At 74.9% G+C, this 17,380-nt stretch carries 11 protein-coding genes and 1 riboswitch; of the genes, 7 read left to right on the top strand and 4 right to left on the bottom strand.

Annotation, left to right across the window (positions count from 1 at the left end; translation table 11 throughout):
- Positions 1-130 precede the first annotated feature (130 nt).
- The 4 genes from IEY75_RS08265 to IEY75_RS08250 all read left to right on the top strand — a co-directional run bounded on the left by IEY75_RS08265 (position 131) and on the right by IEY75_RS08250 (position 9,060).
- Positions 131-760, top strand: a complete 630-nt coding sequence (locus IEY75_RS08265; RefSeq protein WP_189113628.1) for a DUF4360 domain-containing protein — start codon at positions 131-133, stop codon at positions 758-760.
- A gap of 243 nt (positions 761-1,003) precedes the next feature.
- Positions 1,004-4,108 carry a M14 family metallopeptidase gene (locus IEY75_RS08260; protein ID WP_189113627.1) on the top strand — a complete coding sequence of 1,035 codons (3,105 nt, stop codon included), beginning with the start codon at positions 1,004-1,006 and terminating at the stop codon, positions 4,106-4,108.
- 204 nt (positions 4,109-4,312) lie between these two features.
- Positions 4,313-6,574 (top strand): penicillin acylase family protein, encoded by a 2,262-nt coding sequence (locus IEY75_RS08255; RefSeq protein WP_189113626.1) that lies wholly within the window; start codon positions 4,313-4,315, stop codon positions 6,572-6,574.
- A 179-nt stretch (positions 6,575-6,753) separates the two neighbouring features.
- Positions 6,754-9,060 (top strand): LamG domain-containing protein, encoded by a 2,307-nt coding sequence (locus tag IEY75_RS08250; protein ID WP_189113625.1) that lies wholly within the window; start codon positions 6,754-6,756, stop codon positions 9,058-9,060.
- A 20-nt stretch (positions 9,061-9,080) separates the two neighbouring features.
- Here the strand turns inward: IEY75_RS08250 and IEY75_RS08245 are convergent, their stop codons facing one another.
- Positions 9,081-10,292, bottom strand: coding sequence for a threonine synthase (locus IEY75_RS08245; protein ID WP_189113624.1), 1,212 nt, complete (start codon positions 10,290-10,292; stop codon positions 9,081-9,083).
- Positions 10,293-10,354: 62 nt separating this feature from the next.
- The gene (locus IEY75_RS08240) at positions 10,355-11,203 is read right to left on the bottom strand and encodes a serine protease (RefSeq protein ID WP_189113623.1); all 849 of its coding nucleotides are present in this window, start codon (positions 11,201-11,203) and stop codon (positions 10,355-10,357) included.
- Positions 11,204-11,389: 186 nt separating this feature from the next.
- On the opposite strand from IEY75_RS08240, the gene IEY75_RS08235 reads away from it, so the two are divergent.
- A complete protein-coding gene (locus IEY75_RS08235) occupies positions 11,390-12,904 on the top strand; it encodes a CYTH and CHAD domain-containing protein (protein WP_189113622.1) in 1,515 nt (504 codons plus the stop codon).
- Between the two features lie 13 nt (positions 12,905-12,917).
- Here IEY75_RS08235 and IEY75_RS08230 read toward each other — a convergent pair whose 3' ends face one another.
- Complete coding sequence (locus IEY75_RS08230; RefSeq protein WP_189113621.1) at positions 12,918-13,706, bottom strand: class I SAM-dependent methyltransferase; 789 nt, start codon at positions 13,704-13,706, stop codon at positions 12,918-12,920.
- Positions 13,707-13,753: 47 nt separating this feature from the next.
- Here IEY75_RS08230 and IEY75_RS08225 point away from each other — a divergent pair, with 47 nt between their 5' ends.
- Entirely contained in the window at positions 13,754-14,359 is a 606-nt protein-coding gene (locus IEY75_RS08225; RefSeq protein ID WP_189113620.1) for a helix-turn-helix domain-containing protein, read from the top strand.
- Between the two features lie 283 nt (positions 14,360-14,642).
- Positions 14,643-14,726, top strand: a riboswitch (cyclic di-GMP riboswitch).
- A 23-nt stretch (positions 14,727-14,749) separates the two neighbouring features.
- Positions 14,750-16,435, top strand: a complete 1,686-nt coding sequence (locus tag IEY75_RS08220; RefSeq protein ID WP_189113619.1) for an LPXTG cell wall anchor domain-containing protein — start codon at positions 14,750-14,752, stop codon at positions 16,433-16,435.
- 191 nt (positions 16,436-16,626) lie between these two features.
- Here the strand turns inward: IEY75_RS08220 and IEY75_RS08215 are convergent, their stop codons facing one another.
- Positions 16,627-17,358: a metal-dependent hydrolase gene (locus IEY75_RS08215; RefSeq protein WP_189113618.1), complete on the bottom strand. Its 732-nt coding sequence runs from the start codon at positions 17,356-17,358 to the stop codon at positions 16,627-16,629.
- Positions 17,359-17,380: the final 22 nt, after the last annotated feature.

The following is a 17,380-nucleotide window of genomic DNA, read 5'->3' as shown; positions in this document are numbered from 1 at the left end:
CCGCGGCCGGCCATCGGGGCAACCCGGGGGTGGGGCTTTCCCCGATGCTCGCCCGCGGCACCCCGCGACAGGGTGAAGGGGCGCCGGCCCGGTCGGGCGTGGCGCCCGAGCACTGTCGACGGAGGAACCCATGCACCCCATTCGCACCCTGGTCGCCGCAGCCCTCCTCGGGGCCGGCCTCGCCGCGGCCGCCCCCGCCGCCGCGGCCGCGCCCCGGCCCGTTCCGACCGATCCGCCGGCCGATCTCACGATCACCTCGCTGGGGATCAGCGGCCAGTGCGGGGCGGCCCCGAAGGCGACGCTGACGCCCGACCGCAGGGCGATCTTCTTCGAGTACCCGTCCTTCGAGGTCAAGCAGTCCGGCGCCGGGGTCACCAAGAAGCTCTGCCACCTGGAGGTCCACCTTTCCTACAACAAGAACCTCTTCCGGTTCAGCCCCGCCAGGCAGGCGACCCAGGCGCAGATGACGCTGGCCTCCGGCAACCAGGGGCGCCTCCAGGTCGACTACGGCGTGGTCGGCGGCGCCAGGACGAGCAAGGTGGAGCAGCGCACCGGTCCGTTCGGCGAGGCGGTGGGCAGTACCAGCAGCGGCAGCCAGTCGGGCAGTGGCTGCGGGCAGCTCGGAGTTCCGCTGATCGAGTCCCAGCTCCAGGGCGCGGTACCGCCCGGCGGGTCGGGCAGCGCCAACGTCTCGATGGTCAACACGCAGGTGGGCGGCTTCAAGCAGCGCCTGGACCTGTCGTGGGCCTTCTGCGGCTGACGCCCCGGCCGCACCGCCGCCCGCCCGGGGCGCCCCGGGCGGGCCACCCCCACCGGATGATCCCCGCGCCAGTGCCCGCGGCGGGGGCGCCGAAGCGGCGATGATGCCGTCGTGCGGACCTCGCCCCGGCCACCTGGCGGGCGGCGGCAGCCGCAGACCCTCGCCCGATCGGCGGCCGGCGATTGACAGGCATCGCGCCGACGATGAGGCTTCAGCGGACACCACCCATCGTCGAGGAGACACATGAGACGGAAACTACTGCCGGCGTTCGCGGTGCTGGGCCTGTGCCTGTCCAGCGCCGCCGTGCCGGCCGCCGCCGCGCCGCGGTCGACGCCCGCCGACCGGTTCCAGGTCTACACCGGCACCCTCTCCCCCGCCCAGCTCGCCGCCGTCCACGCCACCGGCGTGGACCGGGAGGAGTTGCAGGCCGCGCCCCAGGCCGACGGGCGGACCCGGGTCGAGGCCATCCTCACCGGGCCGCAGGTCGACGCGCTGCGCCGGGCCGGCGTGCCGCTGAGCCCCAAGCAGGTCCGCGGGGGCAGCGCGGCCGCGGCCATGGAGCGGCAGCGCGCGGCGGGGACCAGGGTCTTCCGCCCGTACAGCGGCCCCGGCGGGCTCCGCGAGGAGCTGGTCACCATCGCCGCCCGGTACCCGGGCCTGACCAGCCTCCAGACCATCGGGCACTCGGTCAACGGCAAGCCGATCCTCGCGCTGCGCGTCACCAAGGACGCCGGCCAGGTCGCCGAGAACAGCCGGCCGGCCGTCCTCTACGCCGGGGGGCAGCACGCCCGCGAGTGGATCACCCCGGAGATGAACCGCCGGCTGATCCACCACATGCTGACCGGCTACGGTACGAACGACCAGCTCACCAAGGTGATCGACACCACGGAGCTGTGGTTCGTGCCGGTCCTCAACCCCGACGGCTACGACTACACCTTCACCGAGGGCCACCGCCTCTGGCGCAAGAACCTGCGGGACACCAACTTCGACGGCCAGATCACCACCGGTGACGGCGTGGACCCCAACCGCAACTACCAGTACCGCTGGGGCTACGACAACGAGGGGTCCTCACCCAACCCGAACAGCGAGACGTACCGGGGCGCCGGCCCCAACTCCGAGCCGGAGTCCCAGGCGCTGGACGCGCTGGCCCGCCGGGTCGACTTCCGCTTCTTCGTCAACTACCACTCGGCGGCCGAGCTGCTGCTGTACGGCACCGGCTGGCAGGTCACCACGCCGAGCCCCGACGACGTGATCGGCGAGGCGCTGGCCGGCGACGACGCCTTCCCGGCGGTCCCCGGCTACGACCCCGACCTGGGCGCGGAGCTGTACACCACCAACGGCGACACCGACTCGTACATGGGCCAGAAGTACGGCGTGTACGGCTTCACCCCGGAGATGTCCACCTGCGCCACGGTCTCGGGCTGGCTGGACGACGACGAGTGGCGCCCGGAGGACTGCCCCAGCGGCTTCAACTTCCCCGACGACGAGCGCCTGATCTCGATGGAGTTCCGCAAGAACGTGCCGTTCGCGCTGTCCATGGCGCTGTCGGCCAAGGACCCCGCCGACCCGGTCTCCTCGATCGGCCGGCACACCCCCGACCTGGTCGTCGACCCGTTCCCGGTCTCCTACGGCACCAGCCAGCCGGTGGCGGCCGTGGTCCGCAGGTCGCTGCGGGGCGTCAAGCTGGCGTACCGGATCAACGGCGGCCCGACGCAGCTCACCAAGGCGGCGCCGTGGACCGGCGGCGAGCGCTACGGGCACGAGGGCACCCAGTGGTTCGCCGAGCGGCGGGGCGTGGTCACCGGCGCCCGGCCCGGCGACCGGGTCCAGGCGTGGTTCACGGCGACCAAGCAGGTCGGCGGCGCCGACCGCAAGGTCACCAGCGACCGCTTCACCTACCGGGTCCACGACGCGGTGGGCGGTGACGTGCTGGTGCTGGCCGCCGAGGACGTCACGGGCGAGGCGCCGCGGCAGACCGGCACCACCGCCAAGTACGCGGGCGTCCACGTCGACGCGCTGAAGCGGGCGGGCCACCGGCCGGACGTGTACGACTTCGACGCCCAGGGCCGCCGCGCGCCGCACCCGCTGGGTGTGCTGTCCCACTACCGGGCGGTCGTCTGGGAGACCGGCGACGACGAGGTGATCCGCAACCCCGGCCAGCCGGCCGGCACCGCCGCCAAGGCGGCGCTGGACACCGAGATGGCCGTGCGCGACTACCTCAACGAGGGCGGCAAGCTGATCCTGGGCGGCCAGCACGCGCTGCGCGCCCAGGGCACCGGCACCGACGCCAGCTACGACCCCGGCGGGACCGCCGACTGCCGGACCCCGCAGGCGGCGCCGTGCCTGGAGCTGTCCAACGACTTCCTCCAGTACTACCTCGGCGCCTACCAGTACCTGGACAACGCGGGGCGCGCCCCCGACGGCGCGGTCTACCCGGTCGCCGGGGTGGCCGGCGGGCCGTTCGGCGGGCTCAGCGGCGGGTTCAACGGGCCGGACTCGGCGGGCAACCAGAAGCACACGGCCGGCTTCCTCCAGACGCCCAGCTTCCTGCCGCCGCAGCGGTTCCCGCAGTTCGACGCGGCGGCCGGGATGACGTGGCAGCGGCCCGGCGGCGGTCCCTTCACGCCGCGCGACGGGGAGTACCACGCCAGCGTCCTCGGGGCGGCCCAGGCGTACCAGCGGCTGACCCGCACGGTCGACCTGTCCCAGGCGAGCACCGGCGAGCTGGCCTTCCAGCTCTCCCACGACACCGAGCCGCGGTACGACTACGTGTTCGTGGAGGCGCACGAGGTCGGCACCGACAACTGGACCACGCTGCCCGAGCGCACCGGCCGGACCAGCACCGACGCCGGCCTGGGCTGCGACGGCAACATCCAGCGGCTGCACCCGCACGTCCTGCACTACCTGACCGGCTGTACGCCCAAGGGCACCACGGGCGAGTGGCACGCGGTCAGCGGCGGCTCGGGCGGGTGGCAGCCCATGGCGTTCGACCTGAGCCGGTACGCGGGCAAGCGGGTCGAGGTGTCGGTCACGGCGATGACCGACGGCGGCACCGAGGGCATCGGGGTCTTCGTCGACCAGGCGCGGGTCAGTGTGGGCGGCCAGGTCGTGGCGGACACCTCGTTCGAGGCGGACTTCGGCGGCTGGGCGACGCCGCCGGCCCCGGCCGGCTCGCCGAAGAACCCGGCCACGTGGGCGCGCACCAAGGCGATGTTCACCGAGTCCGCGGTCGTGACGACCCCGGACACCGTCTACGCCGGCTTCGGGCTGGAGGGCCTGGGCACCAAGGAGCGGGACACGTTCATCGGCCGCGCGCTGACGCACCTGAAGGTGCCGGCCCGCCGCTGACCGGGGTGCGGGGTCGGGCCGCCCGCCCGGCCCCGCACACCGCGGTCGCGCCCGGTCCCCCGCGCTTCGGTGCCGCGGCCCCTACCGATCACCGATGTGTCCTAAGGTGACGGACGGGCCGTCGAGAGACGGCGGGTACGAGGTGTGCCGGGCCGTCCCTGGGCAGGAGCCCCGGCCCGTCGATCCGAGGAAGGTGGCCGGCGCATGAACACCGCCGATCTGAGGAGTCGCCCCGCCGCGGCGCCGCGGGCCGGGGGGCACCGGCGCCGGCTGGCCGGCGCGGCGCTCGCGCTCGCCGTCGCGGCCGCCGTGGCCGTACCCCCGGGCGCCGCCGCCACGGCGGGCACCGCCGAACAGGCCCGCTGGCGCGCGCACGCCGCCCGCGTCACGATCACCCGCGACGACTGGGGCGTCGCGCACGTGTCCGGCGCGACCGACGCCGACGCGGTCTTCGGGATGATGTACGCCCAGGCCGAGGACGACTTCCCGCGGATCGAGAACAACTACCTGGTCAGCCTCGGCCGCCTCGCCGAGGCCGAGGGCGAGGGCGCGATCTGGCAGGACCTGCGCCAGCGCCTGTTCGTCGACCCGGCGCGCCTGGAGGCGCTCCACCGCACCTGCCCGCCGTGGCTGAAGAAGCTGACGCAGGCGTGGGCGGACGGGCTCAACCACTTCCTCGCCACCCACCCGCAGGTGCGGCCGCGGGTCCTCGACCGGTTCGCGCCGTGGATGGCGCTGAGCTTCTCCGAGGGCAGCATCGGCGGCGACGTCGAGCGGGTGCCGCTGAGCCAGGTGGAGGCGTTCTACGGCCGGCGCCCGGTGCCGATGACCGACGAGGAGCGCGGGCTGCTGTTCAGCGAACCCCGCGGCTCCAACGGCATGGCCCTCGCACCGGCCCACACCCGCGACGGCCGGGCGCTGCTGCTGATCAATCCGCACACCAGCTTCTTCTTCCGCTCCGAGCAGCACGTGACCAGCGGGGAGGGGCTCAACGCCTACGGCGCCGCGACGTGGGGGCAGTTCTTCGTCTACCAGGGCTTCAACGCGCACGCCGGGTGGATGCACACCTCCAGCGGCGCCGACAACGTCGACGAGTTCGCCGAGACGGTCGTGACCGGCGCCGACGGCTCCCTCTCCTACCGCTACGGCGACGCGCTGCGGCCGGTGACCACGAGGACGGTCACGCTGTCCCACCGCACCGCCGACGGCGGCCGGGCGAAGCGCAGCTTCCGCACCTTCGCCACCCACCACGGCCCGATCGTGCGGGAGGCCGACGGCCGGTGGATCGCGGCCGCGCTGATGAACCGGCCGGTCGCGGCGCTCCAGCAGAGCTTCCTGCGCACCAAGGCGCAGGACTACGCGCAGTTCCTCGCCGTGGCCCGGCTCCGGGCCAACAGCTCGAACAACACGGTGTTCGCCGACTCCAAGGGCGAGATCGCCTTCCTGATGCCGCAGTTCATGCCGGTGCGCGAGGACCGCTTCGACTACCGCCGGCCGGTCGACGGCAGCGACCCGGCGACCCGCTGGCGCGGCCTGCACCGGCTGGCGGAGCTTCCGCAGGTGGTCAACCCGCGCAACAACTGGGTGTACAACACCAATAACTGGCCGTGGACGGCGGCGGGCGCGGACAGCCCCCGGGCGGCCGACTACCCGCGGTACCTCGACCAGAGCGGCGAGAACCCGCGCGGCCCGCAGGCCGTCCGGGTGCTGCGCGCGGCCGCCGACTTCACGCCGCGGAAGCTGACCGAGGCCGCCTTCGACCCGTACCTCACCGCGTTCGCCCGGTTCGGGCCGGGCATCGCCGCGGCCTGGGCGGCGCTGCCCGCGGACGACCCGCGCAAGAGCGCGCTCGCCGGCCCCCACGCCCTGCTGCGCGACTGGGACCACCGCTGGTCGGCGGAGTCGGCCGCGACCTCGCTCGCCGTGTTCTGGGGCGAGGCGGTCTGGGCGCTGGTGGCCCCGCAGGCCAAGGAGGCCGGCATGTCGGCCTGGGACTACATCGCCGAGCGCGCCACCGACGCCCAGCGGATCGCCGCGCTGGCGACGGCGGCGCAGCGGCTGACCGAGGACTTCGGCACCTGGCGCGTGCCCTGGGGCCAGATCAACCGCTTCCAGCGCAACGACGGCGCGATCGTCCAGAAATTCGACGACGCCAGGCCGAGCACCGGCGTGCCCTTCACCTCGGCGCAGTGGGGTTCGCTGGCCTCATTCGGCGCGCGCCGGTACCCCGGCACCACGCGCTACTACGGCACCAGCGGCAACAGCTTCGTGGCGGTGGTGGAGTTCGGTCCGAAGGTGCGCGCCCGGGCCGTCACGGCGGGCGGCGCCAGCGGACACCCGGACTCGCCGCACTTCACCGACCAGGTCGGCCGCTACGCGAGCGGCGACCTGCGGCCGGTCTACTTCCACCCGGAGGATCTCGCCGGCCACGTCACGCGCTCCTACGCCCCGGGACAGCGCCCCTGAGCGCGCTATTCGAGGCGCCGCCACACCGTTAGCATTCGACAATAGTTGAGCCCGCACTTTTACTCACCGAAACAATTACCATAAATAGACGTGCGAAAACTAAGAATTGTCTTTCGCATTGCTGGCGCTCTCCCATTCCCGGCCGAACAGCAGGTTAGCCTGAAGTCGGAGGGTCTGGGATGCACCGGAAGCGGCGCGACGCCGGGCACAGCCGGCGCCGGGTACTCACCCGCACGCCTCGCGTGCCGTGGCTGCCGACCCTGCTGCTGGGACTGCTGGGGCTGGGGTTGCTGGTGACCGGCACCGCCTCCAGCGCGCTGAGCAGCAACACCCGCGCCGACGGCAGCACCCTCGCCGCCGCCTCCTCCTTCGACTACGCACCCGCCGGGGTCAGCTACGGACCCTCGTTCTACCACCGGGCCGACGACGCCCAGTCCGCCGCCGGCACCTCCTCGGCCGCGGACTCCTCGGGCAACGCCCGCACCGGCACCTACGGCGGCCGTACCGACGGGCCGTCCACCTGGTGGAAGCTCGACGAGGGCGCGGGCGGTGCCGGTACGGTCACCGCGGACTCCTCCGGTGCCGCCGCCCCGGGCACGCTCACCGGCGCCAACGCCGGCTGGAACGCCAGCGGCAAGTACGGCAGCGCGTTCGCGGTCACCAGCGGGGCGGGCTACGTCGCCGCCGACACCCGGATCCGCACCGACAACAGCTTCAGCATCGGCGCGTGGCTGTACCCGACGACGGACCACAGCGGCGCCGCCGTGGCGCAGACCGGCAGCGCCAGCAGCGCCTTCATGATCAAGCGCGAGGCCGCCAACGACCGCTGGCAGTTCCTCACCACCGCGGCCGACACGGCCGCCCCGGCCACCGTGGCGATCTTCTCGGACAACTCCAGCGCCCCGGTGAACACCTGGACGCACGTGCTCGCCGTCTACGACGACCCGGCCGACAAGCTGTACCTCTACGTCAACGGCAACGCGCAGGGCACCCCGGTCACGGCGACCGCCGACTGGCAGGCGGGCACCAACCTCCTGGCCGGGGCCTCCCGCTGGAACAGCGCCGTCGCCGACCAGTGGGTCGGCCGGATCGACGAGGTGCGCGCCTTCTCCCGGGCGCTGGGCGCGGCGGAGGCCGCCACGTTCGCCCCCACCTTCCCCCCGCCGTCGTCCCCGCTGGCGCGCTGGGAGTTCGACAACAACTGCACGGACTCCAGCGGAAACGGCCGCGCGTGCACCAACGGCGGCGGCGGTTACACCACCACCCGGCACCTGGGCACGCACGCCTACAGCGCCCCGGGCAACAACGCCGCGTACTACGAGGGCGGCGTGATCGACACCAGTGCCAGCTTCAGCGTCGCGGCCTGGGTATACCCGACCGCGCTGGGCGCCAGCGACCGCGCCGCGGTCTCCCAGTCCAACGCCAACGGGGTCAACTTCCAGCTCGGGTACGAGGGCAACGGCAGCTACCCGGCCAGCAGCAGCCGGGTGGGCGGCACCACCGGCTGGTCCTTCCAGATGGCCGTGTCGGCGAGCACGGGCGCGGCCCGCAAGGTGGTCAACACCGGCACCAACTCCGCCCAGCTCAACACCTGGACCCACCTGCTGGGTACCTTCGACGCGACCACCGACACGCTGCGGCTGTACGTCAACGGGGTGCTGGCCAACTCGCTCACCGAGGCGTTCACCGCCTGGGACAGCCGCAACCACAGCGTCTTCAGCTGCATCGTCGTGCCGATCGAGACCGCGTACACCTCCGTGGGCCGCACCGGCTACCGCACCTTCTGCGGGGACACCTGGGGCGACTTCTTCACCGGCCCGGTCGACCAGACCTACCTGTACCAGCGGGTCCTGGACAGCAGCGAGATCGCCCAGCTCATGGTGGACCCGAGCGCGTTCACCGGACCGCCCTACGAGATGGCCGCCGGGCAGGCCGGCGCGCTGACCGGGTCCAGCCAGTCCAGCTCGACGGCGGTGGCGCTGAGCGGCAGCGCCGGCGCCTACAACCCGACGCAGTACACCAACCCCGGCCCGTTCACCGCCGAGTGCCTGGTCCGGGTCACCGGCGGCAGCGGCGGCGCCGTCCTGGGGTTCGCCGCGAGCACCACCGGTGCCGCCGACAGCAACTCCGACCGCGTCCTCTACGTCGACAGCGCCGGAAAGCTGGCCTTCGTCGCCCAGCCCGGCGGGGTGGAGAAGCGGATCGTGTCGGCGGGGGCGGTCAACGACGGCGCCTGGCACCACGTCGTCGGGAGCCTGGGACCAGCGGGGCTGCGGCTGTACCTGGACGGGGTGCTCGTCGGCACCGACGCCGCCACGACGGCGAAGAACTACGCCGGCTACTGGCGCGTCGGCGGGCAGAACCTCACCGGGTACACCGCCGCTCCCACCAGCCACTACCTGACGGGGACCGTGGACGAGGTCGCCGTGTACCCGCGCCAGCTCACCGACAACGAGGTCCTGGCCCACCACATCGCGCGGTCCTAGCGCGGGCCGCGCGGCGGGCGCTACGGGATGCGGCCGTCGACGGCCAGGGTCGGCACCCGCACGTCGACGGTCTCGGGGTACTTCAGGCCGGCCCCGGTGTTCAGCAGGACCACCCGCTCACCGGCGGCGATGCCGCCGCCGGCCCGCAACTGCCGCGCGGCGGCCGCGCACGCCGCGGTCTCCGGGCAGACGAACGTACCCTCGTGGGCGGCCAGCCGCCGCTGCTCTGCCAGCAGGGCGTCGTCGCTGACCGCCACCGCCGTGCCGCCGGTCGCGCGCACCGCCTCCAGCACCAGGAAGTCGCCCAGCGCCTTGGGCACGGTGATGCCGAAGGCCACGGTCGCGGCGTGCGGCCAGGGTACGGACACCGACTCCCCCGCCTCGAAGGCCGCCACGATCGGCGCGCACCCCTGCGCCTGCACCGCGACGAGGCGGGGCAGGCGCTCGCCGATCCAGCCCAGCTCCTGCATCTCCCGCAGCGCCTTGTAGATGCCGATGAGGCCGACGCCGCCGCCGGTCGGGTACAGGATCACGTCGGGCACCGCCCAGCCGAGCTGCTCCACCAGCTCGTAGCCCATGGTCTTCTTGCCCTCCAGCCGGTAGGGCTCGCGCAGCGTCGAGACCTCCTGGTAGCCGGGGCGCTCGGGCACCGCGGCGTGGATCAGCTTGCCGGCGTCGCCGATCAGGCCGTCCACGAGGTACAGCTCGGCGCCGGTGGCCAGGCACTCGGCCCGGGTGATCGGCGGGGCGTCGACCGGCATCGCGATCAGCGCGGCCATCCCCGCGCGGGCGGCGTAGGCGGCCCAGGCCGCACCGGCGTTGCCGTTGGTCGGCATGGCGACGCCGGTGACGCCCAGCTCGGCCGCCCGGGAGACGCCGACCGCGGCGCCGCGGGCCTTGAACGAGCCCGTGGGGATCAGGCCCTCATCTTTCATCAGCAGGCCCGGCACCCCGATGGCCGCCCCGTACCGGCGCAGCGGCAGCAGCGGCGTCATGCCCTCGCCGAGGGTGACGACGCGGTCGGGGTCGCGCACCGGCAGCACCTCGTGGTATCGCCACAGGTCGGCCGGCCGCCCGGCGAGCGCCTCCCGGGTGAGCGTCCGGCCGGCGCGCTCCAGGTCGTACCGCGCCAGCAGCGGCGCCCCGAGATCGCTGACGCCCTGGACGGCGTCGGCGTCGTACCGGGTGCCCGCGCGGGAGCACTCCAGGTGGCTGAGGGCGGAGTACGTCATCGGGCCAGCTCCTGCGGGTTCGCGGCGGGTCGTGCGCGCCCATCCTCCCATGTGGGCGCCGCTCAGCGGGGCTGCTGGCCCCCGAGCGCGGCGATCGCGGCGCGGATCTCGGCGACGTACACGCTGACCTGGGCGTAGAAGCCGGGGGTGCCGCGGGAGCCGCAGCCGTAGCCCCAGCTCGTGATGCCGACGACGGTCCAGTCCCCGGGCCGGGCGTCGCGGGGGCGGGTGCCGGCCCGGGGCGCGAGCAGGGGGCCGCCGGAGTCTCCCATGCAGGTGCCCCTGCGGTCGTCGCCGGCACAGATGTGGATCTCGGGCTTCTCGAAGTCCGGGTCGTCGGAGCACAGCCTGCTGCTGTCGGGCACCAGCGGGGCGTCCACATGCCGGAGCAGTCGGGAGAGCTGGCCCCCGAAGGAGACCATGCCCCAGCCGGTGGCCCGGAAGGTGGGCGAGGTGTCGAGGGAGGCGTCGGCCGGCAGGGCCGGGTAGACCGCCGGTTCGTACGGCTGGTCCAGCCTGATGACCGCCCAGTCGGAGCGGCGGGCGCCCTTGCCGTACCGGTACGCCGCGCCGGTGCGGCGCTGGCCGGCGGCCTCCGCGGCGGACGCGTCGACCTTGCCGATGTCGAGGGTGACCTTGGACGGCCTGCCGTCCGGGGAGGTCTCCAGGAAGCAGTGCGCGGCGGTGAGCACGATGTCCCGCGAGACCTGCGACCCGCCGCACACGGCGACTCCCTTGGGCACGGTGAGCTGCACCTTGGTCATCCACGGGTACAGGCTCTCGTCGGCCACCTCGGTACCGCCGATGATCCGCGCCCCCCGGCCCGGGTCGGCCGCCGCGGCGCCGCCGGGGGCCAGGGTCGCGGCGCCGGTCGCGGCCAGCGCGACCACCGTCCTGAGAATCCGCTTCATGGGCGAGTCCGTTCGGTCGGGATCGGGTGCCGCGGCACGGGTCGGCGGCGGCCCGGAGAACGAAATTGTAGATAGTTGTGGATGTCGAGAACGGCCGGCGGCGGCCCGGGGTTCCTACCGATGCACGGATACGGCAGCCTGGGCGCCATGACGTTGCGGACCTCCGCCGGGCGGGTAACCGGTGACATGACCTCTCATCTGGAGATCGAGTCCACGTTCGACCTGCCCGACGACGCCCCGCTGCCCGACCTGGCCGCCGCGGTCGACGGCGCCAGCCTGGACCGCCCCGCCCGGCACCAGCTCCGCGCGCTGTACTTCGACACCCCGCGGCTGCGGCTGCTCGCCCACGCCGTCACCCTGCGCCGCCGCACCGGCGGCACGGACGCCGGCTGGCACCTCAAGCGCCCGGCCGGGCGGGGCCGCGAGGAGATCCACGCCCCCGCCGGCCGGGCCGCGCGGACCGTGCCCGCGGCGCTGCGCCAGCAGGTCGCGGTCCTGGTGCGGGACGCGCCGCTGGAGCCGGTCGTCCAGATCAGCACCGCGCGCACCGAGTACCCCCTGCGCGCCGCCGACGGCACCGTGCTCGCGCTGGTCGCCGACGACCGGGTCACCGGCGAGGTGCTCGGCGCGGCGGTGGTGACCAGCCACTGGCGGGAGATCGAGGTCGAGCTGGTCGACGGCGACGAGGAGGTGCTGGACGCCGTCGCGCAGGCCCTGGAGGCCGCGGGCGCCCGCCCCGCCCGCCTCGCCAGCAAGCTCGCCCACGCCCTCGGCGACCGCCTGCCGGCACCGCCGCCGCCCGGACACGGGGCGGGCGCGGAGATCAGTGGCTACCTGCGGGCGCAGCGCGACACGCTGCTGCGGCACGAACCCGGCGTCCGCGCCGGCGACCCCGACGCCGTCCACGACATGCGCGTGGCGGTCCGGCGCCTGCGCAGCACGCTCCAGACGTTCCGCCCGCTGCTGGACGCCGCCGCGGGCGAGCCCCTGCGGGCCGAGCTGAAGTGGCTGGCCGACCTGCTCGGCGAGGTGCGCGACGCCGACGTGCAGGCCGCCCGGCTGGCCGAGGCGGTCGCGGCCCTCCCGGAGGACCTGGTCGTCGGACCGGTCGCCGACCAGCTCACCGGGTACCTGGCGGAGGAGGCCGCGCCGGCCCGCGCCGAGTTGGGGCGGGCGCTCGCCTCGCCCCGCCTGTACGCGGCGCTGGACGCGCTCGACGCCCTGGCCGACGCGCCGGTGCGGGCCGGCCGCAAGCGGGTACGCCGGCTGGTGGCCGGCGCGCTGCGCAGGGCCGACAAGGAGCTGGAGTCCGCGACGGACAGCGACGTGCCAACCTCGTCGACGGCGCTGCCGGCGCCCGCGCCCGTGCGCGACGCCCACCTGCACCACGCCCGGCGGCTGTACAAGAAGGCGCGGTACGCCGCCGAGGTCGCGGCGCCGCAGGCGCCCGGGGCGGCGCGGAAGCTGATCCGCCGGCTGACCGCCCTCCAGGACGTGCTCGGCGCGCACCAGGACGCCGTGGTCACGGGGCAGTTGCTCGGGCGGCTGGCGCTGCGGGCGACCCAGGACGGCGCCAGCAGCTTCACGTGCGGGGTGCTGGTGGCCGAGCAGCGGCTGGCCGCCGCCGCCGCGCTGCGCCTGCTGCCCCGGGCCCGGGAGCGGGCCGGCGCCGCGGCCGCGCGGGACTGGCTGGAGGACTGAAGCGCGCCGGTGGTCAGGGCCGCCGGGCGAGCCAGACCGTCCGCGTGGCCCGCACCCTGAGGTCGGCCCGGTCGAGGTCGGCGGCGTACGCGTCCAGGGCCGCCAGGTCCGCGGCGCCCACCCTGCCGTCGAGCCCGTGCCGCATCCGCTGCAGCGACACCAGCGCGTACCGGCCGGTGGCCGCCGGCAGCGGCGGGTCCAGGGCGAGGTCGGTGCGCCGGGTCGCCTCCACCGCGAACCCGGCCCCGGCCAGCAGGGCGCCCCAGTCGGCGTCCAGGTGCATCCCGCGCTCGCGCCGCATCCGCGCCAGCGCGGCGTGGCAGCGCTCCTCCAGGGCCGCGCCGGCCGGGTCGGCGAGGAAGCGGGGGAACGAGTCCAGCTCGGCGACCGCGAGGACGCCGCCGGGGCGGAGAAGGGCGTGCGCCTGCCCCAGGACGCGGCCGGGGTCGCCGACGTGGTGCAGCGAGGCGGCGGCCCACATCAGGTCGGCCGGCCCGAGGTCCGGCCAGGGCTGGTCGAGGTCGGCGCGGACGGTGTGCACGCGGTCCCCGACGCCCGCCTCGTCGGCGCGGCGGCGCAGGTGCGCCAGCATCTCGTCGGAGACGTCGACGGCGTACACCTCGGCGCGGGGCAGCCGGCGGGCCAGCGCGACGGCCCCGGTGCCCGTGCCCGCGCCCAGGTCGACGACCCGCGGGCGGTCCACGGTGGCCGACGCCACCCAGTCGATGAGGTCGCGGTGGTACTCGTGCAGGACCTCGACGTCGAGGTCGAGGGTCTCGGCAAGCGAGGAGGGGTGCGTCATGGGACCACGGTAGCGCACCCTTGCGCTGATGGCATAGCATCTTGCGCATGAAGCAAGACGACGCGCGTCCGCCCGCGCAGGGCGGGAGGCAGGACGGGGAGCTCGACGCCGTGGTCCGGCAGCGGATCCGGGGACTGCGGACGGCCCGGGGCTGGTCGCTGGACGACCTGGCCGCCCGCTGCCACCTGAGCCCGTCCACGCTCAGCCGGCTGGAGACCGGCCACCGGCGGATCGCCCTGGACCAGCTCGCCCCGATCGCCCGCGCGCTGGGGACGACCCTCGACCAGCTCGTCGAGTCCGACGCCAACGACGACGTGGTGATCCGCCCGCACCGCGACGAGGCGCGGGGGATCACCACGTGGCTGCTCTCCCGGGAGGGGGCGCCGCACGGGGTCACCGTCGCCAAGCTGCGGCTCACCCGGCCGGTACCGGAGACGCTGCGGGTGCACCCGGGCCGGGACTGGTTCACCGTGCTGTCGGGCACCGTGGCGCTGCGGCTCGGCGGGCGGACGATCCTGGTCGAGGCCGGCGAGGCGGCCGAGTTCTCCACGATGGTGCCGCACGCCTTCGGCGCGCACGGGGGGCCGGCCGAGATGCTGTGCGTCCTGGACCACGACGGCGAGCGCACCCACCTGGGGCCGACCGGAGCGTGACCGCGACGCCGTACCCGTCGGCCGGGTCGCGGACGCACTGGCTCTGTCACGGAGAGTGCACCCGGTGACACTGAATCGCCCCCGGCAGGGAACCTCACGGACCGCACATCTCATATGTGACCTACGTCATAGCTATTCGGACGACAAGTCATTTGTCACCACTATTGTGGCGAATCGTCGTCACTTTCGGTAGTCATTTTCGTACGCTCTGAATCCCACTTAATCACCCTATTTACCTTGCTTCAGGCGCCCCTATTCTGGAGAAGTCGCCACAGAAAGTGACGATGTAAGGGGAGACAGAGATCCGCGCCGCGTAACCGGTCACCTTGCGGCACGGGGAGTCAGTGGTGAGACCGCCCCCGACGTCTCGACGCCTTGGGGGGCCGCACCGTGAGCGCTGCACATCGCCGAAAAGTTGGACTGCACCGTCGGGTCGAGGGGCTGCACCGCGCCGCCGGCCGCACCGCGCGCCGGATGGCCGTGCTGGTCAGTGTCCTGGCCGGCGCCACCGGCGTGATGACGTTCGCCGCGCCCGCCAGCGCCCACGCCAACGCGATCACCGCGTCCGTGGCCTGCGACACCGACAGCGGCGAGTACCGCGTCACCTGGACGGTGGCCAACGACTGGGCCGGCAAGGCCACCCTGTCCAGCGTCTCCGCCACCCCCACGCAGATCGCCGACATCGCCGTCGGCACGGTCGTGCCCGCCCGGTACAACGGCCGCAACGGCACGGTCAGCGGCGTGCAGCGGGTGCCCGGTACGGCGACCAGCGCGGCGCTGCGCCTGTCCTCGCGGTGGACCGACGGCTACACCGCGTCGGCCAGCAGGACCGTGAGCCTCAACGGCACCTGCCGGCCCCCGGCCCCGGTCTGCACGCCCGCCGACACCGCCGCGTACGGCCACACGTTCGACGGCGCCGCCGGCAACGCGACGGTCCGCACCCGGAACCTGCCGCTGTGCGCCGGCCAGAGCCAGGACTTCACCCTCGTGTCGTACACGGCCACGGCCGCCGGGTCCGCCGGCGCCCAGCAGTTGTTCGACTCCGCCACCGGCGTCCTGGACGGCAGCCACCGCGAGGTCACCCTGGACGTCGACCTGCCCGCCTGCTACCGCACCGTGTACCTGGTCTGGGGTACCGGCGTGGTCACCCCGCTCGGCGGCGGCACCCCGTACGCCGCCACCCGCCTGGGCGGCGCCCGGAGCCCCGGCGACCGCTCGACCGGCCCGGTCGGCGCCCACGAGGGCGGCAGCGGCGGCTGCGCCACCCCCGCCGCCGCGGTCACCGACGCCTGCGACGGCAGCCGGACCGTACACCTGAGCAACGGCGCGGCCGCGACCCTGCCCACCGAGTTCACCGTGACCGCCGCCAGCGGCTTCAGCCGGACCGTCACCGTGCGCCCCGGCGCCACGGTCGACGTGGCGGTCGCCGCGGACGCCGGCACCCTCACCGTCCGGGCCGACGGCGACACCGTGGCCCGCGGCACCTGGACCCGCCCGGCGGGCTGCCCGCCGCCGGTCGTGACCAGCACCGCCGACTGCACCTCGATGACCGTCACGGTGGCCAACCCGGCCGGCAACACGCCTGTCACGGCCACGGTCCGCCCCCGCGGCGGCGACAGCCGCACCCTGCGGGTGGCCCCCGGCACCGCCGGGAGCGCGACGGTCGACGCCGAGCCGGGCATGACCGTCGACGTCACCGCCGGCCCGACCGCGGTCACGCTCACCTACGCCCGCCCGGCCGGCTGCGGCAAGCCCGTCGAGCCCACCCCTACCCCGACCCCCACGGACTGCCCGGAGCCGACCGACTCCCCCGAGCCGACCGACTCCCCCGAGCCCACGGACTCGCCTGAGCCGACCCACTCCCCCGAGCCGACTGACACGCCCACGCCCGGCGGCACGGCGAGCCCGGTGCCCAGCACGGACGGCTCCGGCGACGGCAGCGGCGGCACCGCGCCGCAGCCGACCCTGCCGGTCACCGGCGCGGGGCTGACCCCGTTCGTCGCGGCCGGCGCCACGCTCACCTTCCTGGGTGCGCTGTTCCTGGTCCTCGGCCGGCGTCGGGAGACGGGCTGCTGACCCGGGGCGGCACGCACCATGACGTGACGTGAACGGCCACTGTGGCGGCGCCCCGATGCGGGCGCCGCCACAGTCGCGTCGCGGCGGACCCGCCCGCCAGCGCCCCCTCGACCCGCGCGCAGGAGCGCGCCGACCCCGCGGCTCCGGCCACGCCCGGGACGGCACCGGGCCGCTCCCGGCCGGGCGACCGATCAGGCCGCAAGGGCCCAGGCGGCCAGGACGCCGGCGGCGCCGATGACCGCCACGGCGACCCGCTCGCCGGTACCGCCGGTGCGGAACCGCAGGCGCCTCGGCGTACCGAGCAGCGCCCACCGGCAGCCGCGCACCCGCAGCGGCCACAGCAGCGGCGTGCCGTACACCGTCAGGGAGTCGCCGAGGGTGTGGGTGAGGCAGCCGACGAACACCGGCAGCCCCAGCCACCACCACGAACCGCCCGGCGCGGCGCCGACGGTGGCGGCCGCGGCGAGCAGGCCGACGGCGTGCCCGCCGAACGGCCCGCGCGTGCGGCGCCGCAGCAGGCCGTGCATGGCCAGCGCGGCGCTGAGGTAGACCACCGCCGCGGCGCCGAACGGGCCGGCCCACCCGGCGAGCGCCGCCAGGGCGCCGAGCGCGACGGCGAACAGGGCGGTGTGGGTGAGCGTCCGGTGGCCGCCGCCGCGGCGGGCGCAGCAGGCGCAGGTCCGGTCGCGCACCCGGACGGCGACCGCGTCCACGCCGCGCGCGGCCCACCGCGTCACCGGGCCGAGGACGCGGGCCGCGGTCGACCCGGGGTGGTCGAGGTCCGGGGCCAGGGCGGCGCCGCCCGCGACGAGCGCGCCGACGGCGAGGGACCGCCAGCCGAGGTCGGGGCCGACCCGCTCGACGACGGCGCAGCCGGCCAGCCAGACCACGACCCCGGACAGGGCGTGCGAACGGCCCATCATGCTGCCTCCCCCGCGACGGCTG

Origin of the sequence: Pilimelia terevasa (genome assembly GCF_014647915.1) — a bacterium.
Classification (GTDB): domain Bacteria; phylum Actinomycetota; class Actinomycetes; order Mycobacteriales; family Micromonosporaceae; genus Pilimelia; species Pilimelia terevasa.
The sequence above is the reverse complement of the archived record's forward strand: the minus strand, read 5'-3'. Positions and strand labels throughout refer to the sequence as shown.